The sequence below is a fragment of the Lysinibacillus sp. NPDC097287 genome, assembly GCF_044761695.1.
Lineage (GTDB): Bacteria > Bacillota > Bacilli > Bacillales_A > Planococcaceae > Lysinibacillus.
Genome location: NZ_JBIWCX010000001.1, coordinates 578,241 through 603,070 on the forward strand (window position 1 = coordinate 578,241; position 24,830 = coordinate 603,070).

Consider the following 24,830-nt stretch of genomic DNA (forward strand, 5'->3'; position numbering starts at 1 on the left):
AAAAACTTTTTTATTGCTTAGACATCATTTCAGTATATTTTGCCGCATCTTGTGGTTCCATTTTCTCTAATATTGCCGCTAATTTATCTGGCTTAAGATTCGTCAAAATACGAAGCGCTTCCGCATCGCTCATTTTGATGAGCACTTGCGCCGATGCTTTAGCTGACATTTTGTCAAATGTTGATAAAATATCACTGAAATCTCGTTTCACATCTTCTTGTTCTCTTTTTAATTTTTCAATTTCAAAGAGTAATTTCTCTTGCTCAATGATTAGCTGTTCTTTTTCAGTAGCTGTTGAATCCAGCTTTTTTTGTAGTTGTGAAATTTCAGCCTCTTTCTCTTGAATTTCGGCTTTTAAACCTACAACTTTCGAATCGTTACTAGCTACTGCTTCTATTGCCTTATCTTTCTCCGACTCTACGAACGGTAAGCTTTCCACAGCCTTCTGTCCTAAATCAAAGACATTTGTATTTAATAGCGTTGAAACAACAAGTAAAATTGCTACGACAAACATAACTGGTATTAATACCCACGCAAACAACTTCAGAAAAATACCAGACTTGCGCTTTGGTTGTTGTTCCACTACTTCTTTTGCAATTCGATTATCTTTTTTCGCAATACGATTTTCATTTTTTGCCATGAAATCACCTGATTTCTTTCTTGTAATACGTAAGTGATGAAATCTCGTCTAAAAAAATGTTTTCAACACGGTCTTCCTCTTGTTGATATGCTTTAAAATCTTTTTCACGCATTTTTTCAAATTTACGTACTTCCAAGTTTTTTTCTAATAATTTTTCTTCATGCCAGTTCATTTTCGCACGAGCTTGTACGACTTTTTGTTGTACATCAGCAATCGTTTTTTCCAAGCTATCAATGAAACGAGCGTAATGATTAATTTCTTCAATAGATGAGCCTACAGCTAATCGCTCTTGTCGATATTCTGTTAAGTTCTCTTTCTTTTTTAGCAATTCATAAAGTTTATTTGCTACTTCTTCGAATGAACGGACAGACTCTTTATAAGCAATTTCCGTTTCATTCTTTTCTTGCTCACGGATGGTTAGTACTTTTTCAAATCGATATTGGTATAGAACCATCTATTTGCCACCACCGTTCGATAATGTGATTAACTCGTTCTTACTTTCTTCAAGTGTTACTTTATCCAAATACCCTTGCTTTAAATAAGAAGTAATGAGTGGTTCATAATAAATTGCTTCATCGATTTCTTTCGATGTACCACGTTTATATGCACCAATATTAATTAAATCTTCGGACTTGTCATATGTATAATACAACTCACGTAAGCGCTCTGCAGCTTGTTTATGTGCAGGCTCTGCTACATGATTCATTAGACGACTGACACTTTTCAAAACGTTTATCGCTGGGTACTGTCCTTTATTTGCAAGATTTCGGTCTAGCACGATATGTCCATCTAAAATTCCTCGTACAGTATCCGCAATTGGTTCATTCATATCGTCACCATCTACTAAGACAGTGTAGAAAGCCGTGATTGAACCTTTTTCATTCGTACCAGTACGCTCTAGAAGCTTAGGTAGAATGGCAAATACAGATGGTGTATAACCCTTTTGTGCAGGTGGTTCACCAGTAGCGAGTCCAATTTCTCGTTGGGCCATTGCAACACGTGTCACGGAGTCCATCATGAGCATAACATTGAGTCCACGATTTCTAAAATACTCTGCGATAGCTGTAGCTGTAAATGCCCCTTTAATCCTCATTAACGCGGGCTGATCTGAAGTAGCTGCTACAACAATTGAACGACTTAAGCCCTCTGGTCCTAAATCTCGTTCGATAAATTCTCTTACCTCACGCCCACGCTCTCCGACTAGTGCAATAACGTTTAAATCTGCTTGTGTATTGCGTGCAATCATACCAAGTAAAGTACTTTTACCAACCCCTGAGCCGGCAAAGATACCAACACGTTGACCATTACCAACCGTTAACATCCCGTCTATGGCTTTTACACCCACTTCTAGTCTTTCGTTAATTGGTGGTCGTGTTAACGGATTTGGCGGATCCTGCTCGGTCGGTACCGTCATTAACCCCTTTGGTAAAAGCGTTCCGTCGATTGGATTACCCATTGAATCGAGCACTTTCCCAATTAATTCAGGCCCTACCTTTACCTCAAGTGGAGCACCAGTACCTTCTACTAAGCAACCAATTGAGATTTCGCGCAAAGATGTAAATGGCATTAACACCACTATTTCATCCTTAAAGCCTACTACCTCTGCCAAAATAATTTGTCGCCCATTTTTCACAGTATCCACATGTATCTTACAAACGTCTCCAATGGAACTATCTGGACCTTGCGACTCAATCATCAAGCCGACAACTCTCGTTACTCTACCAAACTTTTTAAAAGTTGGTATATTAGGAATTTGTTCGATTAATTGAGCCGTTTTCATCTAGATCATTCCTTACTTTCTAATATTTCACTTAACTTTAATCTTAGTTCATTAAGTTGTTCATCGATACTAACAACGATACGCCCATGATTTGTTTCGATAAAGCAATCAGTATCATTTTCTAAATCTTCATCTACAAATATCATAAACGGAACATCTGTCGGGAACATTTCTGCTAATTCATCACGGTTTGTAGTAATGAGTGCATGATAGGTTGGCGATACATAGATTTTTATTTCCTTCATCTCACGTGCCTCTTTTAAACCTCTTCTCACGATTGAAACAAATAAGTCATCATTTCGCTCCAATGAAGTGCCTAAAATACGTTCTGCCGCCGTTAACCCAAGTTCTAAAATGACTGCTTCTTGATCTTCGATGTATTTTCTTGCATTTTCTTGTGCTTGTACAATAACATCGTTCGCTATTTGTAACGACGCTGCCATAGCCTCTGTCGCTTTGTTGTTGCCATCCTCATAGCCTTGACCAAAACCCTCATCATAAGACTCTTGGACACGAATAGGTCGCTCTTCTTCCCAGGAAAGTTTCAATTGCTCAATTTCTTGAAAATGCTTTTGCTTGTCCTGTTCAAATGATTCACGTTCCATTTCTAACGATGTTCTTGCCTCCGCAAGTATACGGTCACGCTCTGCGAGCACTTCTTCTAATGTAATTTGTATTTCAGAGGTTTCATCATCCTCTATTTCGGGTACTTCAAACATATCACGGATCTTTATCTCTTTAACGTTATCGTCAGTAGACTGTGTATAGATGGAACGAATAATTCTAGACAATTACGTCATCTCCTCCACCACGAGCGATGATAATCTCACCAGCGTCCTCTAGGCGACGAATAACAGCAACAATTCGTGATTGTGCTTCCTCTACATCACGTAGACGCACAGGTCCCATAATTTCCATCTCTTCTCTAAACGTTTCAGCCATACGTTGTGACATATTGCGGAAAATAATGTCTTTTACTTCTTCACTCGACACTTTCATAGAAAGAAGTAGGTCTTCATTTTCGCAATCACGAATTACACGCTGAATCGAACGATTGTCGAGAGTTACGATATCTTCAAATACAAACATACGTTTTTTGATTTCTTCTGCAAGCTCTGGATCTTGGATTTCGAGTGCATCGAGAATTGTTTTTTCTGTTTGACGGTCAACACCATTTAACACTTCCACCACTGCATCAATGCCACCAGTTTCTGTGTAATCTTGCGTCACAGTAGATGATAACTTGCGTTCTAATACAGATTCGATTTCGCTGATTACTTCTGGAGAAGTTGATTCCATCATTGCAATACGTTTCGCAATATCAGCTTGTACTTCTTGTGGTAAGGAAGACAAGATGACACCCGCTTGTCCTGCTTCTAAATAAGATAGAATAAGCGCGATTGTTTGTGGATGCTCGTTTTGAATAAAGTTAAAAATTTGTGACGGGTCTGCTCTTCTTGCAAAATCAAATGGTCTTACTTGTAGAGAAGATGTCAAACGATTAATAATCGTTTGAGCTTGCTCCACCCCTAACGCTTTTTCTAAAACTGTTTTTGCATAGCCAATACCACCTTGCGTAATATAATCTTGCGCAAGAGCAATATTATGGAATTCTTCAATAATTTCTTCTTTTACATTCGCTTCTACCTTTTTAACACCCGAAATCTCTAACGTTAAACGTTCAATTTCTTCTTCAGATAAATGTTTATAGACAGAAGCAGAAACCTCAGGCCCTAGTGAAATTAACAAGAGTGCGGCCTTTTGTTTTCCGGTCAATTCCTTATCTTTCTTGGACACAGCCGAACCTCCTAGTTAGTCTTCCGCAATCCAACTACGCAGTAACTTCGCAAAATCATCTGGCTTATCTTTAGCCATTTTTTCAAGCTGTTTACGGCGTACTGTAGCTTCCGTTTCAATTTCCTCATTAATGTCATCGACAATAAGCTCTTCTTGTTCTTCAAGAATGCTAAGTTCTTCTTCTTCCTTCGCTCGCTTACGTGAACGTACTATGAAGAATGCTAGTAATAGAATGACAGCTAATAAAATACCGCCAACTACCCAAACCCACCAAGGAATAACTGATTTTTCGTTAGCCACTTCTGTTGCTTTTCCATATAACGGTTGGATTGAAACAGCTACCTTTTCATCAATTTCTTCCTGTGTTAAATCATCTGATACATCTTTTGAAATCGTTGTACGAACGATTGTACTTAAAATTTTCTCGATATCTTCACGCACACCATCAGGTAATGTTGCTGCATCACCTGCAGTAGGTGGTTCCACTATTACTTGAATGCCGATATCTTGTATTTTATAAGGTGCTTCTTGAATATCTTTACGAATTCGGTTGACATCGTTATTGATTGTCTCTTCCGTTTTTTCGTATTCTCCGTCACCCGCTGTACCTTCGTTATACGTTGTGAAATTATCTGTATTTGTTTCAGCTTCAGGTGTACCTGTAGCGGCACCTGCACCTGTACCTGAATACGTTTCCGAAATACGTTGGGTGCTAATTGCAATGCCTTCCCCATTTTCTTCATCTACCGGGCTTACAAGATTTTCTTCACGATTTTCTTTTTTAAAGTCAATATCTGTTGTCACAGAAACTAGAACCTTGTCTTGTCCCATTAATGTGCCTAGCATATTTTGTACTTGGCGTTGCAAATCACGTTCTACAGTTTTTTTCATCTGTAACTGACCTGCCGCTGTCGTTGTTGATGATGCATCTGCTGTTGCAGCATTTAAGTCAAAGTACTCAGAGAATTGGTTAGAAATCACGATATTATCAGTGCTTAAATTTGGAATACTTTTCGACACTAAATTATACATTGTTGAGATTTGTTGTTCTGTAAATTTATAACCTGGATCCGTGTTAAGCACAATGGATGCACTTGCATCTTCCGTAACGTCTGTTACGAATACACCTTTTTCAGGTTGTGTAATCATAACCTTTGCGTCTTTAACACCTTCAAGGTTTTTTATTAATTTTTCTAACTCCGTTTGAGTAGATGCCAGCTTCAAAACATTAAATTCATTATCTGTCATACCAAAGCCTGAGCTGTTGGCAAATGAATAATCAATCGACCCTGTTTGTGGGTATCCTTCTGAAGCTAGCTGTACAAGAAGTGAATCCACTTGTTGGTCGGGTACTAAAATAGATGTCCCACCTGGCGCAATTTCATATGGCACGCCTTGTGCATCAAGTGCTTCTTTCACTTGTCCAATCTCTCTCGTTGACAAATCCTTATATAGAGTTACATATGTAGTACGGGTTACAAAAAAAGTAATGACAGCAGCAAGTAATATAACGCCGACTACTGTACCAATTATTGCACCCTTTTGTTTTTTACTCCGACTTGTCCAAAATTGGCTGGCGTCGGTTTTCATTCTCGTCAGTCGTTCATTCATTATGAATCCTCCGGTTATAGTGAATAACCTAGCAATCAATAATTCGCGCTAACAGTGTACTTACCCGCTAAATAAAGTTAGACACTCATACGCATTATTTCTTGGTAAGCTTCAATCACCTTATTGCGAACTTCAATTGTTGCATTTAATGTAATACTTGCTTTTTGTGACGCAATCATAACCTCATGCAACTCTATATCTCCGCCATTTATTAGCTTTTGAGTAGCATTGTCAGAAGCTATTTGCTGATCATTCACCTTCGCAATAGCATCTTTTAATGAATTAGCAAAACTTTGCTGCGCTTCATAAGGTGTCGAATTTAATTTGTTTGTTTCATTTACTACCTGAGTAGGTGTCATTAGTGAAACGGACGAAATCGTCATTATGTATCATCCTTTCTTAATTGTATTATTTACCGATTTCTAATGCTTTTGTTAACATCGCTTTATTTGCATTAAACACAGTCACATTTGCTTCATATGATCGTGTGGCAGACATTAAGTCGACCATTTCTTTTAATGGATCTACATTCGGCATATTGACATAGCCATCTTCATTTGCATCTGGATGTGTCGGATCATATACAAGTTTGAAAGGAGTTTCTGTATCATCTTTTATTTCTGTTACTTTAACACCGTTCCCTACAGCACTTTTTGAATTTGAGCCCATTGCGACATTTAGGAATTTTGAAAATCCCCCTTCTTGTGCAGAAAGTGTCACTGATTTGCGTTGGTATGGAACCCACTCGCCATTAACTTGTTTCGCGCGAGTTGTGTCAACATTCGCCATATTTGACGAAATAACATCCATTCGTAAACGTTGAGCCGTTAATGCCGAAGCTGTGGTATTCATTCCGTGAAAAATCGACATTTATTACTTACCTCCCTTAAAAACTGTATTTAATGTATTCAACTTGCCATTCACACGATCAATTAGAGCATTATAGTAAATCTGATTTTCTGCCATTTTCGCTTGTTGAGCATCCATGTCTACAGCATTACCATTGTTTCGATATCGTAAATTGTCGATATTGCTAACGCCTGGTGTGGATTGTGTAATAGAAAAGTCGTAATGTCTTTCGTCAGTTCGATATGCGGAAATTGAACTGCGCTGCTCTTCTTCCAACATATTCTTAAAACTTACATCTTTCGCCTTGTAATTAGGCGTATCGACATTCGCAATATTATTTGCAATTGTTTTCTGATTTAGTGTTGCATAGGAAAGTCCATTTTCCAGGCTACTAATAGTTCCTCCAAATAAATTCAAAAACCATTCACCTCTTTTTTTATTTCAATCTATTAAATACGTTGTCTATTCAATAATACAATTGTAATTAAGATGCTACCTAGTGTCTATTGTCTTTTGTCATTTTCTAATAGTATATCCGCCCTATTTTTTTCTAAAATAATCCGGGACAAATCATTCTTACCAATTTTCAATCCTGATTTCGCTGTATTTCATCCTTTTTCTCTAGGAAAACACCTAATATATAGTGTTTACTATAAAAGTCACAGAACCTTCACAATGCTTTACATTTACCTAATCCGACACAGTTTCCAGTTAAAAAAAAATAGGTTCCACCGAAATGGAACCTACCTTTTACATCTTATATAATTACTTACTTCATTTTAATTTCAGCTAATGCGTTTAAAAATTTATCATTAAGTACTTTAATGTAAGTACCTTTCATTCCTAGTGAGCGTGATTCAATTACACCAGCTGACTCTAGTTTACGTAATGCATTTACGATAACTGAACGTGTAATTCCAACTCGGTCTGCAATTTTAGAAGCTACAAGTAAACCTTCAGTACCATCAAGCTCCTCAAAAATATGTTCGATTGCTTCTAATTCACTGTAAGAAAGTGAGTTAATTGCCATTTGTACAACAGCTTTACTACGTGCTTCCTCTTCGATTTCCTCTGATTTTTCACGTAAAATCTCCATACCAACTACAGTTGCACCGTATTCAGCTAAAATTAAATCATCATCTTCGAATTGAGCAGATACACGTGCAAGGATTAATGTACCCAAACGCTCACCACCACCAACGATTGGTACAATTGTAGTTACAGCATTTTGGAAGATCTCTTTATTCTCTACCGGGAATGCAGTGTGAGGGTTGTTAATGTCTAAATTTGACGATGTTTCTGTAATTGTAAATAAGTTATGTGTATATTCTTCTGGGAATTGACGCTCTTCAAACATTTTTTTCATACGTTCATTTTCAATTTGTTGATGAATAGAGATGCCTAAAAGTTTACCTTTACGGCTTACAATATATACATTGCTATCAATAGTATCCCCTAAAGTATCAGCCATTTCTTTAAAGTTTACTGGTTTACCAGCAGATGCTTGAAGCATCGAGTTAATTTTACGTGTTTTTTCTAATAAATTCATTATTTGTTCCTCCTATATATAGCCTGAAGAGTATTTACTTAATATTCTAAAGGTTTCCACAATCGATTGATCTTAAACAGACTTATCTACAAAATAAACTGTGACAAATCTTTATTCTTGACGATTCCAGCTAATTTACGATCTACATATGCTGCTGTAATCGCAATATGGGCTGGTGAAATTTCAGATGCTTCAAAGGATAATTCTTCAAGTAAACGTTCTAATATCGTATGCAAACGACGCGCACCAATATTATCAGTTTCTTGGTTTACTTCTGTTGCAATTTCCGCAATGCGCTCAATTGCATCTTGTGCAAACTCAATTTCCACACCCTCAGTTGCTAATAAAGCTTGATATTGCAAAATAAGTGATTGATCTGGTTCTTGTAAAATCCGTACAAAATCTTGTTTCGTTAACTTTTCGAGCTCGACACGGATAGGGAAACGTCCTTGTAACTCTGGTATCAAGTCTGAAGGTTTAGACATATGAAATGCACCCGCAGCGATAAACAGCATATAATCCGTTTTCACAGCACCATACTTCGTTGTTACCGTAGAGCCTTCTACAATTGGTAAAATATCTCTTTGTACACCTTCACGAGATACACCTGCAGAAGAGTGATCATTTTTGCTCGCGACTTTATCGATTTCATCGATAAAAATAATACCTGACTGTTCCGCTCGATTAATTGCCTCTTGCGCCACTTCATCCGAATCAATCAATTTATTTGCTTCTTCAATGGTTAAAATACGTCGTGCATCCTTTACTTGGACACGGCGTTTCTTTTGTTTTTTCGGCATCAGGCTTGATAGCATATCTTGCATGCCACTATTCCCTGACATATCCATACCCGTACCTTGTAATGCATCGAAAATAGAAGGAGTTTGTTCGGTTACTTCAACAGTCACCCATTCCTCTTCTAATTTACCGTTACGTAAATCGATTGCAATTTGAGCACGTTTCGAACGTACTTCAGTTTCTTCAGAAGACGAATCTTCGTAAGTTGGCTGTTCTTTCCCGCCACCAAACAACATTTCAAAAGGGTTTTGCATCGCTTGTTTTTTTCGTAAAGATGGTACAAGCAGTTTCACAATCGCAGCATTCGCTAGCTCTTCAGCTTGTTCTTGTACAGATTCCATCTTTTCCTCTTTTACAAGGCGATGAGATGACTCAACCAAATCACGCACCATTGACTCTACATCACGACCAACATAACCTACTTCTGTAAACTTCGTTGCTTCCACTTTAACAAATGGCGCATTCGTTAGTTTTGCGATCCTTCTCGCAATTTCAGTTTTCCCAACACCAGTTGGTCCAATCATTAAAATATTTTTCGGATTAACTTCAGCCTTCATTTCGTCACTTAATAGTGAACGACGATAACGATTTCTGAGCGCAATCGCCACAGCTCGTTTCGCTTCATTTTGTCCGACAATATAACGATCCAAATGCTCAGCAATTTGTCTTGGTGTTAAATTTTGTTTTGTCATTAGTCAAGCGCCTCCACGATAATATTATGATTCGTAAACACACAAATTTCAGCTGCTGTCTCAAGGGCTGCTTTTGCGATTTCATGAGCTGCCATTGTATTCCCAGCATGTTTTTTCAGTGCACGACCGGCAGATAATGCATAGTTCCCACCTGAACCAATCGCTATAATACCATCATCAGGCTCTATGACTTCACCTGTTCCTGATACAAGTAACAGTGTACTTTTATCCATAACAAGTAACATAGCCTCGAGTTGGCGTAACATTTTATCGCCTCGCCATTGTTTTGCTACTTCGACTGCAGCACGTTGTAAATTCCCGTTATATTCATTGAGTTTCGCTTCGAACATTTCAAAAAGTGTGAAAGCATCGGCTACTGAACCTGCAAACCCAGCTAGCACCTGACCATTAAACAGACGTCTGACCTTTCTAGCAGTGCTCTTCATAACAACAGCATTCCCTAAAGTCACTTGCCCATCACCAGCCATCGCACAACCACCATTATGATGAATCGCGAATATCGTAGTCGCATGAATTTGTCCCATTCGTCTTGTCCTCCTTAGCCTCTATTCCTATGCTCGTGGATGAGCATTCATATATGTTTGGCGAAGATGTTCCTTCGTAACATGTGTATAAACTTGCGTTGAAGATAAGTGCGCATGACCCAGTAACTCTTGCACCGTTCGCAAATCCGCACCATTATTTAGTAAGTGGGTTGCAAATGTATGACGCAACATATGTGGATATATCTTCGTATGAAGTGATGCATTTTCAATCATTTCATTTAAAATATAACGTACGCCTCGAGGTGTAAGTTCCCCACCACGCATATTGACAAATAATTGCAAATGATTTGTATTTTTCATAAGCATCGGTCGTGCTTGCTCTATGTAATCCATCATTGCCTCGCTCGCGTACTGCCCAAACGGAATTATACGCTCTTTTCGTCCTTTTCCCATTACACGAACGATCGAATAATGAAAATCAACATCCTTCATTGTAATTGTTGTTAACTCACTTACACGAATGCCTGTTGCATAGAGTAATTCTAAAATCGCCATATTGCGCAGTGATTTCAAGTCCCTTCCTATGTTTGCTTCAAAAAGCTGTGATAATTCCTCTTCATAGAAAAAGCTTGGTAACCTAGATTCCTTTTTAGGATGATAAAGCGAACGAAATGCCGCATCATCCAATCCATACTGTTTGTTTAAAAAACGAAAAAAAGAACGAATCGATGAAATCTTCCTTGAAACTGAAGACCTAGCTTTCATTTCATCGTACAATTTTGTTACATAAATACGCGCATGTATATACTCAACACTTGCTAAATCATTAACATTCTCTGCTTGCAGGAACGCTAAAAAATCTAATAAGTCCGATTCATATTCTCGCACTGTATGAACAGAAAAGTTTTTCTCCACTTGAATATAGAGCATAAACTGTTCAAGTGCTTGTTGGGACGAAACTAACATGGAACATTCACCACCAATGTGATTATTCGCAAACTTCACTCAAGTAAAACATGGCATCAAGATTTTATCACGAATGACGTCTGTCACTCATAACAAATCTCCATAATATTTTCTACAATACTCGCCAAAAAACATACATATTGACACTATACCTATATACGTAATATAGCAAGTAAAAACCATTATATTTTGAGAAAAACATCATATAAAATAGTAAATTCCGTGTAAGTAAGTACTTTACGCATTTAGAAAAACAAAAAGCCTCTAAAAGTATATCAACTTTCAGAGGCTTTTTGCAATTAAATTGTCTGTGAATTCACAAAATTTCGAATTGATTCTAAAGCGCGTGTTGCATGCATTTCTGCTCGTTCTGGTTTTGAACGACGTCCAGGTGGTAATTCTGGGAAAATACCGAAGTTTACATTCATCGGTTGGAAGTTTTTCGATTGTGCTTCTGTAATATAACGCGCCATGCTTCCTAAAGCCGTTTCAAATGGGAAGATTAATAACTCTTGTCCAAGTGCTAAACGAGCTGCATTAATCCCCGCGATTAAACCACTACCTGCAGATTCCACGTAGCCTTCTACACCAGTCATTTGACCCGCAAAGAAAATATTTTTATTTTCACGTAACTGATATGTTTTTTCTAACACTTTTGGTGAGTTAATGAACGTATTACGATGCATTACACCGTATCGAACGATCTCTACATTTTCTAAACCAGGAATTAACTGCAATACTTCTTTTTGTGGTCCCCATTTTAAATGCGTTTGGAAACCTACTATATTGTAAAGTGTACCGGCTGCATCATCTTGGCGTAATTGAACAACTGCATATGGACGTTTGCCTGTTTTAGGATCTTCTAACCCAACTGGCTTCATCGGACCGAATAACATTGTTTTTTCGCCACGAGCTGCCATTACTTCGATTGGCATACAGCCTTCGAAATAAATTTCTTTTTCGAATTCTTTTAATGGCACAACTTCAGCTTCGATTAATGCGGTGCGGAAACGGTCAAACTCTTCTTTTGTCATCGGACAGTTTAAATATGCCGCTTCCCCTTTATCATAACGAGATTTTAAATATACTTTGTCCATATCGATGCTATCTTTTTCAATAATTGGCGCCGCTGCATCATAGAAATATAAATAATCAAGACCTGTTAACCCTTGAATTTTTTCTGCTAAGGCTTTAGACGTAAGTGGACCTGTTGCAATAATTGTAATACCTTCTGGGATTTCAGTTACTTCTTCATGGATTACTTCTACAAGCGGATGATTTTTCACCGCTTCTGTTACATAACCAGCAAACTCATGTCGGTCTACTGCAAGTGCGCCACCTGCAGGCACTGAACATGCATCTGCAGCCTTTAAAATCACAGAATCTAATGTGCGCATTTCTTCCTTAATGACACCAACAGCATTTGTTAATGTATTTGCGCGAAGTGAATTAGAGCATACCAACTCTGCAAATTTATCTGTATGGTGAGCTGGTGTTTGCTTTACTGGACGCATTTCATATAAGCGAACCTTTACGCCACGCTTTGCAATTTGCCATGCAGCTTCACTTCCTGCAAGTCCAGCTCCAATTACGTTTACTATTTTTTCAGTCATGTTCTTACCATCTTTCTATCATTGTGTTGGTGTTTCTTCATAGTCACATTTTGTACACTGAATTTGAACACCTTTTTTCAATTTTTTCTCTACTAATAATTCACTACATTTCGGACACGGTCTACTAATTGGCTTATCCCATGATACAAATTCACATTCAGGATATTGATTGCAACCATAGAATAAACGCTTTGTTTTACTTTTACGTTCCACAATCTCGCCATTTTCACAAGATGGACATTTTACTCCAATTGGTTTCATGATTGCTTTTGTATTGCGGCAATCAGGGAAGTTTGAACAAGCCATGAATTTCCCGTAACGACCTAATTTATAGACCATTGGAGAACCACATTTTTCGCAATCCTCACCCGCTGGTTCATCTTTAATCACGACTTTTTCCATTTCAGCATCAGCATGCTTCACATGTACTTCGAAGTCTTTATAGAAGTCATCAATAACTTCTACCCATTTACGACTACCTTCTTCAACATCATCAAGATCTTGTTCCATCTTTGCAGTAAACTCGATATTGATAATGTCAGGGAAAAATTCAAGTACAAGTTGATGCACAATTTCACCTAGCTCAGTCGGCATGAAACGTTTAGCATCTAAAACAACATAGCCACGGCGTTGTAATGTATCTAACGTCGGTGCATACGTTGATGGTCGACCGATACCTATTTCTTCCATCGTTTTCACTAATCGTGCTTCTGAAAAACGTGGTGGTGGCTGTGTGAAATGTTGCTTCGGCTCAATATCAAGTGACTTTACTTTATCGCCAATCTCCATTTCAGGAAGTAGCTTTGTTGTTTCTTCAGTTTGGTCATCTGTACCTTCGATATACAATTTCATAAACCCTGCAAATTTCACTTGTGAACCGTTTGCACGGAATAAAACATCACCATTTTGTAAATCAACTGCAACTGTATCTAATACAGCTGGTGCCATTTGACTTGCAATAAATCGCTCCCAAATTAAACGGTACAGGCGCAATTGATCGCGGCTTAGCACCGTTTTTAGTTCATCTGGCGTACGCATTGTGCTTGTCGGACGAATTGCTTCATGGGCATCTTGTGCATTCGAAGCTTTTTTTGCTTGCTTTACTTCTGTTGCAATATATTCTTTACCATACTTTGTTTCGATATAAGAAACCGCTTCTGTTTTAGCCGTTTCTGAAATACGTGTAGAGTCTGTACGCATATACGTAATTAACCCAACTGTACCTTCTTTTTTACCAATATCGATACCTTCGTAAAGTTGTTGTGCAAGCATCATTGTTTTCTTTGCACGGAAGTTTAATTTACGCGCTGCTTCTTGTTGAAGTGAAGAGGTTGTAAAAGCAGGTGCTGCGTTACGTTTGCGTTCCTTCTTCGTGACATTAGCAACATTAAACTCTGTACCTTTTACGTTTTTTAATATCGCCTTTACTTGGTCTTCATTCGTTAATTTAATTTTTTCTTTGCCATCACCATAGTACAGTGCGTCAAATGCCTTTTTACCTTTTTCAAATGAACCTTCAATCGTCCAATATTCTTCAGGTTGGAAGTTTTTAATTTCATTTTCGCGATCGATAATCATACGTAGTGCAACTGATTGTACACGTCCCGCTGACAAGCCTTTTTTCACCTTTTTCCAAAGAATCGGGCTAATATTGTAGCCTACTAGTCGGTCTAACATACGACGAGCTTGTTGCGCATCTACTAAATCCATATTAATAGAACGAGGATGTTTAAATGATTCTAATATCGCATCTTTCGTAATCTCATTGAATACAACACGACAATCTGATTCAATATCAATATTTAACGCAGTCGCAAGGTGCCAGGCAATTGCCTCTCCCTCGCGGTCTGGATCGGCCGCTAGATAAATTTTCTTCACTTTTTTAGCCGCAGACTTTAGTTCCTGTAATACAGGTCCTTTTCCGCGAATTGTAATATATTTTGGTTCATAGTTATTTTCAGTATCAATACCCATTTGGCTGCGTGGAAGGTCACGAACATGCCCCACCGATGCTTTCACTTTGTATTTTTTCCCTAAATAACGTTCAATTGTTTTTGCTTTTGCTGGTGATTCTACAATCACTAAATAATCCGCCATCTATGTCTCCCCCTTAGCGAGGTTCATTGCTAATTTTTTTTAAGTTACCTGTTGCAAAATGTATAACAGTTTTTAAGATAATGCAACTTTTTTTCAACTTTTACTAGAAAACAGTTCCAGTATATCAACGATTTGATAACCATTGCATACAGGAATCGCACCTTCTAAGAGTAGTTTATTAGTTCCTTTTGACTGCTCTGAATCGATTGGTCCTGGTACTACGAACACATCTTTTCCTTGTTCAAGAGCACATTCTGTCGTAATGAGTGTACCACTCCTTAGTGCCGCTTCCGTCACTACTAAAGCACTCGATAAGCCGCTAATGATACGATTACGCATTGGGAAATGCCATTTTTCAGGTTTCATATATGGTGGATACTCTGTAATGAGCAACTGCTCTTCTGCCATCTTTTCGGCAAGCATCTTGTTTTCTCTTGGATATAGATGATGGAAGCCATGTCCAAGTACAGCAATTGTCTTACCACCGTATTTCATCGTCGCTTCATGCGCTAGTGTATCCGCACCTCTTGCAAGCCCGCTCACGACCGTATATTCATGTTCAACAAGTGGTGGAACAATTACGTCCATCACCGTCTTCGTGTAGCCTGTCGCTTTCCTAGAACCGATAATAGCGATATGTTTGCCACCTAACAGTGAATACTGACCTTTTACATACAATACAGTAGGTGGGCTTGGTAATTCAAATAAATGCACTGGATATAAAGAGTGATTAAAAGGAATGGGATAAATATCTGCACTAGAATATGCCTCTTCAAGCGACAAACAATTTGCACGCTGAAAGCCTTTTTGAAGCTGGACGGCTTTTGGAAGTGGGATTTGCAAAGCCCTCGCGATTTCACTCGGTTGCGCTTGATCAAAATAACTTAAGACATCTACCGGGGATAGTAATTGCTGAAGTTTTTGAAGTGTCAAAGGATAAACATAATGTAATGCTAATAGCTTGTGTACATCAACTGAAAAAATCATTTAAAAACCTCCTTATTTAATATAGAAGAAATTAAATGACCGCATGTTTCATTTCACGACAACAATAGAAAAAAGATGTAGCACCCATGTGCTACATCTTCCATTTTAATGGGTTTTACATTTTTCGTATAGCCCTTTTTCTTTAATAACTTTAATTAACGTTTCACCAATAACAGATGGTGTTGGTGCTACTTCTATTCCAGCAGCATTCATCGCTTTAATTTTTTCAGCAGCCGTTCCTTTACCACCAGAAATAATGGCACCTGCGTGACCCATTCGTTTTCCTGGAGGAGCTGTTTGACCGCCAATAAAGCCAACTACTGGTTTTGTCATATTTGCCTTAATCCATTCAGCCGCTTCTTCTTCAGCTGTACCACCGATTTCGCCAATCATGACAACTGCATATGTTTCTGGGTCGTTATTAAACGCTTCCAATGCATCGATGAAGTTTGTCCCATTTACTGGGTCACCACCAATACCAACTGCTGTTGTTTGACCAATACCTTCCTGTGTTAATTGATGCACAGCCTCGTAAGTTAGTGTCCCTGAACGAGATACAACACCTACATGGCCTTTTGTATGAATATAACCTGGCATAATACCAATCTTACATTCATCAGCAGTAATAACACCTGGACAGTTTGGTCCAACTAGGCGCGTTTTCTTACCTTCCATATAACGTTTCACTTTCACCATATCAAGAACAGGGATATGCTCCGTAATACAAATTGTTAATTCTAACTCCGCATCAACAGCTTCTAAAATTGCATCTGCTGCAAATGGTGCAGGTACATAAATAACTGATACAGTCGCACCTGTTGCCGCTACTGCATCTGCTACTGTATTGAATACTGGTACGCCCTCAATTTCAAGACCACCTTTACCTGGAGTTACCCCCGCTACGATTTGTGTACCGTAGTCTAACATTTGCTTTGTATGGAATAGAGCAGTTTCACCCGTGATTCCTTGTACAATTACTTTTGTATCTTTGTTAATAAATACAGCCATTATACTCCCTGCCTTCCTTAGCCTACTAGTTTCACAATTTTTTGTGCGCCATCAGCCATTGAATCTGCCGCAACAATATTTAAGCCAGATGCATTTAAAATATCTTTTCCTAAATCTACATTCGTACCTTCTAAGCGCACAACTAGTGGTACTTCTAAACCGATTTCTTTTGCTGCTGTAACAACACCTTCAGCAATAATATCGCATTTCATAATACCACCAAAAATGTTGACAAAGATCCCTTTTACATTAGGGTCAGATAAAATAATTTTAAATGCTTCTGTTACTTTTTCAGCTGTCGCGCCGCCACCAACGTCTAGGAAGTTAGCGGGAGTGCCGCCATAGTAACTAATCGTATCCATTGTTGCCATTGCTAAACCAGCACCATTTACCATACAGCCAATATTACCATCCAGTGAAATATAGCTAAGGTCATATTTTGATGCTTCGATTTCTTTTGGATCTTCTTCATCGAAGTCACGTAATTCTACGATATCTTTATGTCGATATAATGCATTTGAATCGAAATTGAATTTTGCGTCTAACGCCACTACATCTCCTTGTCCAGTAACAACAAGTGGATTAATCTCAACGATAGAAGCATCTTTGTCGACAAATGCTTGATATAAGCCTAACATTAATTTAACAGCTTTCCCTACAAGTTTTGGTGGAATATTCATATTAAACGCCATTCGACGTGCTTGGAAGCTTGTTAAACCTATTACAGGATCTACAATTTCTTTGAAGATTTTCTCTGGATGAGTTTCTGCTACTTCTTCAATATCCATGCCGCCCTCTTCTGAACCCATCACCGTAACACGAGATGTCGCGCGGTCTAATACTAGACTTAAATAATATTCTTTTTGAATGTCAGAGCCTTCTTCAATGTACAGTCGCTTTACTTCTTTACCTTCAGGACCTGTTTGATGTGTTACTAAAATTTTACCTAATAATTCTTTTGCGTAAGTACGCACCTCGTCAAGGTTTTTAGCGATTTTAACGCCGCCCGCCTTACCGCGTCCACCTGCGTGAATTTGCGCCTTTACGACTGTAACATTAGAGCCAAGCTCCTTTGCTACTTTTACTGCCTCATCAGGGGAAAAAGCCACTTTTCCATTAGGTACTGCAACTCCATATTTCCTAAGAATTTCTTTCCCTTGATATTCGTGGATATTCATTAAAAATCCTCCCATCAAACATATACATAGAATTATTTTACTAACATAGTCTATTCTAACCAAACATTCTGACAAAGTCTACTCTGGGTATGTTGTAACATTTTAGCATCCTTTTATTGCACATCTGGGTACTTTATGCATAAAAAAAGCACCTCAAAAAACACGAGAATGCTTTCTTTTCATCTATTTTTTTGTCCATGTTGCTGATCTAAGCGATAAATAAATGCAAAAACTTCCGCTACAGCTTGGTATAGTTCTTCCGGAATCGACTCATTTAAATCGAGTTGTCCAAGTAATTGCACCAAGTTAGGATCTTCATGGATCGGTACGTCATGTTCATTTGCACGTGCCAATATATTCTCTGCAATTTTCCCTTTCCCTTTTGCCACAACAGTTGGACTATTATACTGTCCTGGCTTATAAGTAAGAGCAATCGCTTCTTTTCGAATTAATTTCTCCTCATTCATACGCGGAAGTCCACCCCACTATGTTCTTCTTGCAGCTCAGTTTTAATTGTTTCCTTTACTGGCGACGTTTTTTCAAATGGTTTAATAAATACAGCTGATAACTGATAGTCTTTTTCAGCTAAACCAGTTTTCAATGCGGCCTTCAACGGCTCCGCTAATGGAACAACATCCGGATTTTCGTTAAATACAGTCACTGTGACCACTCGATTCTGCACCTGCATATCAATAACAGTTTCCTTCATCGACTCCATTTGCAAATAGAATAGAACGCGTGCATAGTTGGCATCAATTTTTCCATCATCTTTCATTCGTCCATTCCACTGCAATGTTGCATCCATCTTCTTGCCGAAAAATTCTAGTGGTACTTGCATTATAAGCTGATGTTGATGTCCATTCTCCCCGGATGACAGTTGCATACCATTCATGCGTGTCATTAGCATTTCTGCCGCTTCTTTTAGCTGTGGTGTTATTTGTGCATCTTGAAGCAATGTGTGAAGTTGAGGCTTTAACTGATGTGCAATGGCTTGTAAATCGGCTGACTTATTATTAAGCGCTGCCTCATAGCTAATACCTAAACCCTTTAACACAGTTTTTAATGCGTGCTCCATTGCCTTACTATCCATCGAACTTTGTACCTGTGCATCTGCTTGAGTCATCATCTGCTGAATGACGGGTTGAGGCGACTCACCCCCAACTTTTACAAGATTGCGCATCAATGCCTCATTTTGTGCAATTGTTGCGGTTTCAGGTTTTAACAGAGATAATAGATGATCCTTTGCCGATAAGCCATTTGAATCTTGTGTAAACAAACGCTCAGGTATGTTTTGGGTAAATGCCTTGATGAGTTGCTCTTGAACTTGCTTTGCAAAAACCTCTAGTGTTTGCTTACTTGGCGGTAATTGACTGAAACGTTCGATTAGTTGTGTGAATTGTTGCTTTTGCTCATTTGTCAGTAAATTTTGACCCGTTGTCCAAGATTTTAATTGTTCGACAAGCTGCGCAGTGTTTTCTGGCTTTGTCGCAAGTATCGTTTGTACAATTTGCCCTGATTGTTGCATTTGAGGTGGCTGCATTTGTGTCTGTTGTGTTGGTGTTGACTGTATGGACGACCAATTTTGCAAAGTCGCATTTTGCGGCAGTACACCTGCTTCTTTTAACATATTCAGTGCTTGTAAGCGATCACTAATAGATGCAGCGTTATTATTTAAAATTTGCACTGATTTCGCTAGTACTAATCCACCTGTTTCAGCATCAAATGGCTTTGCAATTGCTTGTACCTGCTGCATCAAATTTTGCTTTATCCCTTCCGGTAAAGCTTTGTCTTGCATTAACAATTGTGCGAAATTGTTCATAGTAGAAGACATGCCCACTGTTTTTTGTCCACTAACTAGTGCCTGGAATACATCATTTGTAAAAGGCATTTTCAACTCTACCATTTTTTGCATTACTTGTAAGGCATCTGTTTTTGATATACCTTCTGGTAATGTCTTCATCCAAGCTTCTGCCTGAACAAGCTGTTCTTTCGAAATCGGTATTTGCGCCTTCATGAAATGAGAGAGAACTTCCTGCATTTCAGTCGTTTTTGGCAAATTCATTGATTCTAATAGCTGATTCATTTGCTGCGTAGGAGATGTGGATTGTGCCATCGGACCCGTAACAACTTTTAATTCAGTTTGCGGACTTGTACCTGTTACTTGAAAGAAATGTGCGTCCCCAGCTTTTAATGGTACTTCTAACTTGGCAATCATTTTTTGATTACCTACTTGCACTTCAGCCATTTGATCAGGGTATAGTTTTGTAATTGTTCCATTAAATACTTGCCCTTGCTTTAAGGCAAGCGGCTGATTGGATGGAACAGCGGCCGTTTGCTGCATTTGTATTGGATTAAAAGATGTAGATGTCATACATACTCCCCTTCCTTTAGAGCATTGATTTTATTGGTTCAAACGATTTACGGTGGTGAATCGTTGCTCCGTGTGTTTCTAACGCCTCTAAATGCTGTTTTGTACCATAGCCTGCATGTTTGGCGAAGCCGTACATCGGAAACTCTTTGTCGAGCTCCTCCATATATTCATCACGTGCTGTTTTCGCTAAAATTGAAGCCGCTGCAATAGCTAAGCTTTTTGCATCACCTTTAATAATTGAATCCTGTGGAATTGCTATTGGTAATGTCATCGCATCTACGAGCACATAATCCGGCTGGATAGATAATGCTTCTACACTGCACTTCATGGATTGCTTCGTTGCTTCGTAAATATTCAATGCATCAATCATTTCCGCCGATTGAAAATGTACTGCATAACTGAGCGCATGTGTTTTGACAAGCGTTGCAAAAGCATTGCGTTTTTCTTTTGACAGCTGTTTAGAATCATTTAAACCAACAAGTGCCTTGCAATTCTCCGGTAAAATAACAGCCGCTGTTACAACAGGACCTGCCAGTGGGCCACGTCCTGCCTCATCCACACCAGCAATCAATGCTTCCGGTACTCCGTAGCTTCGGTCAAAGTTTACTTTTGCTTGGTGCTCTTGTAACAACTGTTGTTTCTTTTCTTGACGTTTTTGCCAGCTTTGCCACGCCTTTTGTACACCTGCTCGTTCATCTGTTGCAATTGCTGTCATCCATTCTTGCCATTCATCTGTTGCTTTTAGCGCTGTTGTAATTTCTTTGATAGTTTTCACGACATTCAAGCTCCCTTATCTCAATCTACCTTTTTATCGGCAAAAATATTTGTTTCTAAAAGAAAAACTGCCATTGTCACAATTCCTTGTGTGACTTTGGCAGTTTTATTTTTCACTCTTTGTTTTCCGCTTCTTTTTCAAGTTGTTCATTGACAAAATCGAAAGTTAATTTACCTAGATTCTGTCCGCGAATATCTCGAACAATCAGCTGTGAAACTTGATCATAGTCAATTTCACCGCCCGCACCAAATACGCGGCGTAGTTTACCGATATGATCGAATGTTTCAATTAAATCTTCATGCATAGACTCAAAGCCATAACGTTCTGCCATTCTATTTGGATAATGCACCGATAGGAAACGCAAACCGTATACCGCCAAGTCTTCCATATTCATAATCGTATCTTTAATAGCACCTGTTAACGCAAGCTTATAGCCAACCTCTTGATCCTCGAATTTAGGCCATAAAATCCCCGGTGTATCGAGTAACTCTAACTCTTTACCCACTTTGATCCATTGCTGAGCCTTTGTAACACCTGGTGTGTTACCAGTTTTAGCAAGGTTCTTCTTAGCCAAACGGTTAATCAGTGTCGATTTACCAACGTTTGGTATACCTACAATCATCGCTCGAATCGCTCGTGGTTTCATACCTCGTGCTTTCATGCGATCAAACTTTTCTTGTAACAATTCCTGCGCTGCCTTTGTTACCTGTTGTAAACCTTTACCTTCAAGTGAATTAATAGCAACTGCTTTATGTCCACGGTCTGCAAAATACTGCACCCATCTACGTGTTTCTTGCTCGTCTGCCATATCTGCCTTATTTAAAATAAGAAGACGCGTTTTCTGGTTTATAACCTCGTCTATCATCGGATTACGCGATGATAGCGGTAAACGTGCATCGATTAATTCAAAAATAATATCTACTAGCTTTAGATTTTCAGTTACTTGGCGGCGAGCTTTCGCCATATGCCCCGGAAACCATTGAATTGTCATACATGTACCTCCTAATCAAAAGAAAAAGGGAGTGTTGTCCGCTCCCCTTCAATAACTCTATTTTACAATTTTTATATCACTAAATGGCCAAAAAATCAGGCTTGTATTGCCGATAATTTCTTTTTGATCTATAACACCGATATGTCGACTATCTTTACTATAACGACGGTTATCCCCCATCACAAAGACGTGGCCTTCAGGGACTTCTCCATGTTCGACACCAAGATCATTTAACGTGAAATCTTCAGTTAAAGTACCCTCTGTAATTTGTGCTTTGTAAGCATCTAAATAAGGTTCATCAATCGGTTCCCCGTTGATGTACAGTTGATCATCCTTGTATTCCAACGTATCACCAGGTAAGCCAATCACACGCTTAATGTAATTTTTTTGTTCTGGCGCATGGAAGACGACAATATCAAAGCGGTCAGGTTCCCCAATTTTATAGCCGATTTTATTGACAATCATACGGTCGCCATCTTCAAGGGTTGGCATCATGGATTCACCATCTACTGCAATTGGTGTAAATAAAAAATAACGAATAACTGCTGCAATCGCAAATGCAATAAGAAGTGCTTTCGTCCATTCCCATAACTCATTTTTTTCCTTTACTTGTTTCTCCATATAAATTGCCTCCTCGTTCATCCTCATTTTAGAGGAAATCTATTTAAGATGACAAGCAAAAAGAAAAGGAGCTTGAAAACAAGCCCCTCACTTTTAAGTCATAATTATCGAATTTCTTTAATACGAGCAGCTTTACCACGTAGGTTACGTAGGTAGTAAAGTTTAGCACGACGTACTTTACCACGACGTACAACTTCTAAGTTAGCGATTTTTGGTGTGTGTACAGGGAATGTACGTTCAACACCTACACCGTAAGAAATTTTACGAACTGTGAAAGTTTCGCTAATTCCGCCACCACGACGTTTGATAACTACACCTTCATACATTTGGATACGTTCACGAGTACCCTCTACTACTTTCACGTGTACACGTACTGTGTCACCTGGACGGAAAGTTGGTAAATCAGTGCGAAGCTGATCTTTAGTAATCTCTGTAATAATGTTTGACATTGTTTTTCTCTCCTTAGACAGATGCTCTTGCACGCAATTTATGCCACAGCGGAACACCGTAATTCAGCACTTCACATAGAAGCACAAAATTGATGTTATCATAAAATTCGAATGCAAGCAAGCATCTTTATTGTTCGTTTCTTAATTTTTCAATATACGCTTTTTGCTTTTCTGTTAACGGATAATGCTCGAGTAAATCCGGACGACGCTCGAATGTTCTTTTCAGCGATTGCTCCTCACGCCACTCGTCAATCTTTGCATGATTTCCTGACATTAATACGTCAGGTACTTTCATGCCACGGAATTCAGCAGGGCGTGTGTAATGAGGATGCTCGAGTAAGCCTGTCGAAAATGAATCTTGAATATGTGAGTCTTCTTGTCCTAAAACGCCCGGTAAAAGACGTACAATGCTATCAATCACGGTCATTGCACCGAGTTCTCCACCCGTTAGAACGAAATCTCCAATGGAAATTTCATCTGTCACAAGGTGCTCACGAATACGCTCATCATAACCCTCGTAATGACCACATAAAAAGACGAGTTCTTCCTCTTTTGCAAGCTCTTCTGCCTTCTTCTGCGTGAAGCGCTCACCTTGTGGGCACATTAAGATGATACGCGGCTTCTTACCCTCTGTAATCGCCTCAACAGCACTAAACATTGGCTCAGGCTTTAACACCATTCCTGCACCACCACCGTACGGATAATCATCTACCTGTTTATGCTTATTGCCCGAATACTCTCGGATGTCTGTGACAGAGAGCTGCACAGCGCCTTTTTCTTGCGCCTTTTTTAATATCGATGCCCCAAATACACCTGTAAACATATCTGGAAACAGGCTCAGTACTTGAATATTCATTATAATAAACCTTCCATCACATGAATTGTAATGACTTTTTCATCTATATTGATATCTTTAACGACATCTTCAATGTATGGGATGTAATGCTCTTTTCCTTTTGTTCCTTTTACTACCCATACATCATTTGCGCCGGTTTCTAATATATCTTTAATCTCACCGATTGTTTCTCCTTCTTCAGAAACAACAGAACAACCGATAATATCATGGTAGAAGTATTCGTTTTCTTCTAACAAATCATCTTCCATTTGATCTTTCGTTACTTTTAGCATGCCTTCTTTAAACGGCTCAACTAAATTAATATTGTGCATGCCTTCAAATGTTAATAAGATAAAGTTTTTATGACGGCGTACCGATTCAATCGTTACCCACGTCGGCTTTTTATCATCCTTTTTAAAAGCCGCGAGCTTATTGCCCACTGCGAAGCGTTGTTCTTCAAAATCTGTCGTCGATAAAATACGTACTTCACCTCGAACACCATGCGTATTAACAATACGACCTACATTAAACCATTCCATTTTCGATCACCTCATGTTAAAAAAGTGCTAAAATGCTCGTCCACCCCAGATTAGTGCTAGAGAGCCAAAGCGAAAGTAGACAAGCTCCCACGTTCGCCTGAGGGATTGAAGCAAAATCTAGTGGATGCATTTTAGCCTAGTCATTGGCTAGTATATCCAATGTTCTATTATATAAAAA

26 protein-coding genes are annotated in these 24,830 nt (G+C 38.7%); all 26 read right to left on the reverse strand.

The features are described 5' to 3' along the window. Positions 1-10: 10 nt before the first annotated feature. The 26 genes from ACIQ2D_RS02710 to rimM all read right to left on the reverse strand — a co-directional run bounded on the left by ACIQ2D_RS02710 (position 11) and on the right by rimM (position 24,652). Positions 11-619, reverse strand: a complete 609-nt coding sequence (locus tag ACIQ2D_RS02710) for a MotE family protein (RefSeq protein ID WP_483869741.1) — start codon at positions 617-619, stop codon at positions 11-13. 25 nt (positions 620-644) lie between these two features. Continuing rightward, complete coding sequence (gene fliJ / locus ACIQ2D_RS02715) at positions 645-1,094, reverse strand: flagellar export protein FliJ (protein ID WP_402858981.1); 450 nt, start codon at positions 1,092-1,094, stop codon at positions 645-647. Continuing rightward, positions 1,095-2,420 carry a flagellar protein export ATPase FliI gene (fliI, locus tag ACIQ2D_RS02720; RefSeq protein ID WP_402858984.1) on the reverse strand — a complete coding sequence of 442 codons (1,326 nt, stop codon included), beginning with the start codon at positions 2,418-2,420 and terminating at the stop codon, positions 1,095-1,097. A 5-nt stretch (positions 2,421-2,425) separates the two neighbouring features. Continuing rightward, complete coding sequence (gene fliH, locus ACIQ2D_RS02725) at positions 2,426-3,211, reverse strand: flagellar assembly protein FliH (protein WP_402858987.1); 786 nt, start codon at positions 3,209-3,211, stop codon at positions 2,426-2,428. Next, positions 3,204-4,217, reverse strand: coding sequence for a flagellar motor switch protein FliG (gene fliG, locus ACIQ2D_RS02730; RefSeq protein ID WP_402753728.1), 1,014 nt, complete (start codon positions 4,215-4,217; stop codon positions 3,204-3,206). Before fliG ends, fliH begins: the two co-directional genes overlap by 8 nt. 15 nt (positions 4,218-4,232) lie before the next feature. After that, positions 4,233-5,828 carry a flagellar basal-body MS-ring/collar protein FliF gene (fliF, locus tag ACIQ2D_RS02735; protein WP_402858990.1) on the reverse strand — a complete coding sequence of 532 codons (1,596 nt, stop codon included), beginning with the start codon at positions 5,826-5,828 and terminating at the stop codon, positions 4,233-4,235. Between the two features lie 77 nt (positions 5,829-5,905). Beyond that, entirely contained in the window at positions 5,906-6,211 is a 306-nt protein-coding gene (fliE, locus tag ACIQ2D_RS02740) for a flagellar hook-basal body complex protein FliE (protein ID WP_402858993.1), read from the reverse strand. A gap of 25 nt (positions 6,212-6,236) precedes the next feature. Further along, a complete protein-coding gene (flgC, locus tag ACIQ2D_RS02745) occupies positions 6,237-6,698 on the reverse strand; it encodes a flagellar basal body rod protein FlgC (protein ID WP_402858996.1) in 462 nt (153 codons plus the stop codon). 3 nt (positions 6,699-6,701) lie between these two features. Further along, positions 6,702-7,094 (reverse strand): flagellar basal body rod protein FlgB, encoded by a 393-nt coding sequence (gene flgB / locus ACIQ2D_RS02750; RefSeq protein ID WP_402858998.1) that lies wholly within the window; start codon positions 7,092-7,094, stop codon positions 6,702-6,704. Between the two features lie 352 nt (positions 7,095-7,446). Then, positions 7,447-8,226 (reverse strand): GTP-sensing pleiotropic transcriptional regulator CodY, encoded by a 780-nt coding sequence (codY, locus tag ACIQ2D_RS02755; protein ID WP_402753723.1) that lies wholly within the window; start codon positions 8,224-8,226, stop codon positions 7,447-7,449. Positions 8,227-8,312: 86 nt separating this feature from the next. Then, entirely contained in the window at positions 8,313-9,716 is a 1,404-nt protein-coding gene (hslU, locus tag ACIQ2D_RS02760; RefSeq protein ID WP_402859001.1) for an ATP-dependent protease ATPase subunit HslU, read from the reverse strand. Continuing rightward, complete coding sequence (gene hslV, locus ACIQ2D_RS02765; RefSeq protein ID WP_402859004.1) at positions 9,716-10,261, reverse strand: ATP-dependent protease subunit HslV; 546 nt, start codon at positions 10,259-10,261, stop codon at positions 9,716-9,718. Before hslV ends, hslU begins: the two co-directional genes overlap by 1 nt. Before the next feature lie 27 nt (positions 10,262-10,288). Continuing rightward, a complete protein-coding gene (gene xerC, locus ACIQ2D_RS02770; protein ID WP_402859007.1) occupies positions 10,289-11,188 on the reverse strand; it encodes a tyrosine recombinase XerC in 900 nt (299 codons plus the stop codon). Between the two features lie 299 nt (positions 11,189-11,487). Next, the gene (gene trmFO, locus ACIQ2D_RS02775) at positions 11,488-12,801 is read right to left on the reverse strand and encodes an FADH(2)-oxidizing methylenetetrahydrofolate--tRNA-(uracil(54)-C(5))-methyltransferase TrmFO (RefSeq protein WP_402859010.1); all 1,314 of its coding nucleotides are present in this window, start codon (positions 12,799-12,801) and stop codon (positions 11,488-11,490) included. 18 nt (positions 12,802-12,819) lie between these two features. Next, on the reverse strand, positions 12,820-14,898 hold the full coding sequence (topA, locus tag ACIQ2D_RS02780; RefSeq protein ID WP_402859013.1) for a type I DNA topoisomerase: 2,079 nt from the start codon (positions 14,896-14,898) through the stop codon (positions 12,820-12,822). Positions 14,899-14,991: 93 nt separating this feature from the next. Next, positions 14,992-15,885, reverse strand: coding sequence for a DNA-processing protein DprA (gene dprA, locus ACIQ2D_RS02785; protein ID WP_402859015.1), 894 nt, complete (start codon positions 15,883-15,885; stop codon positions 14,992-14,994). Between the two features lie 105 nt (positions 15,886-15,990). After that, positions 15,991-16,893 carry a succinate--CoA ligase subunit alpha gene (sucD, locus tag ACIQ2D_RS02790; RefSeq protein ID WP_402859017.1) on the reverse strand — a complete coding sequence of 301 codons (903 nt, stop codon included), beginning with the start codon at positions 16,891-16,893 and terminating at the stop codon, positions 15,991-15,993. 17 nt (positions 16,894-16,910) lie between these two features. Then, positions 16,911-18,071 carry an ADP-forming succinate--CoA ligase subunit beta gene (gene sucC, locus ACIQ2D_RS02795; RefSeq protein WP_402859020.1) on the reverse strand — a complete coding sequence of 387 codons (1,161 nt, stop codon included), beginning with the start codon at positions 18,069-18,071 and terminating at the stop codon, positions 16,911-16,913. 179 nt (positions 18,072-18,250) lie between these two features. Next, positions 18,251-18,538 carry an EscU/YscU/HrcU family type III secretion system export apparatus switch protein gene (locus ACIQ2D_RS02800; RefSeq protein ID WP_402859023.1) on the reverse strand — a complete coding sequence of 96 codons (288 nt, stop codon included), beginning with the start codon at positions 18,536-18,538 and terminating at the stop codon, positions 18,251-18,253. After that, positions 18,535-20,442, reverse strand: a complete 1,908-nt coding sequence (locus tag ACIQ2D_RS02805; RefSeq protein ID WP_402859026.1) for a hypothetical protein — start codon at positions 20,440-20,442, stop codon at positions 18,535-18,537. Before ACIQ2D_RS02805 ends, ACIQ2D_RS02800 begins: the two co-directional genes overlap by 4 nt. A 16-nt stretch (positions 20,443-20,458) precedes the next feature. Then, on the reverse strand, positions 20,459-21,217 hold the full coding sequence (locus ACIQ2D_RS02810) for a ribonuclease HII (RefSeq protein WP_402859028.1): 759 nt from the start codon (positions 21,215-21,217) through the stop codon (positions 20,459-20,461). Between the two features lie 112 nt (positions 21,218-21,329). Further along, positions 21,330-22,208, reverse strand: a complete 879-nt coding sequence (gene ylqF / locus ACIQ2D_RS02815) for a ribosome biogenesis GTPase YlqF (RefSeq protein ID WP_402859030.1) — start codon at positions 22,206-22,208, stop codon at positions 21,330-21,332. 57 nt (positions 22,209-22,265) lie between these two features. Beyond that, positions 22,266-22,829, reverse strand: coding sequence for a signal peptidase I (gene lepB / locus ACIQ2D_RS02820; protein ID WP_402859033.1), 564 nt, complete (start codon positions 22,827-22,829; stop codon positions 22,266-22,268). A 104-nt stretch (positions 22,830-22,933) separates the two neighbouring features. Then, on the reverse strand, positions 22,934-23,278 hold the full coding sequence (gene rplS, locus ACIQ2D_RS02825) for a 50S ribosomal protein L19 (protein ID WP_402859036.1): 345 nt from the start codon (positions 23,276-23,278) through the stop codon (positions 22,934-22,936). Between the two features lie 127 nt (positions 23,279-23,405). Then, positions 23,406-24,134: a tRNA (guanosine(37)-N1)-methyltransferase TrmD gene (trmD, locus tag ACIQ2D_RS02830; protein WP_402859039.1), complete on the reverse strand. Its 729-nt coding sequence runs from the start codon at positions 24,132-24,134 to the stop codon at positions 23,406-23,408. After that, complete coding sequence (rimM, locus tag ACIQ2D_RS02835; RefSeq protein WP_402859042.1) at positions 24,134-24,652, reverse strand: ribosome maturation factor RimM; 519 nt, start codon at positions 24,650-24,652, stop codon at positions 24,134-24,136. Before rimM ends, trmD begins: the two co-directional genes overlap by 1 nt. Positions 24,653-24,830 lie beyond the last annotated feature (178 nt).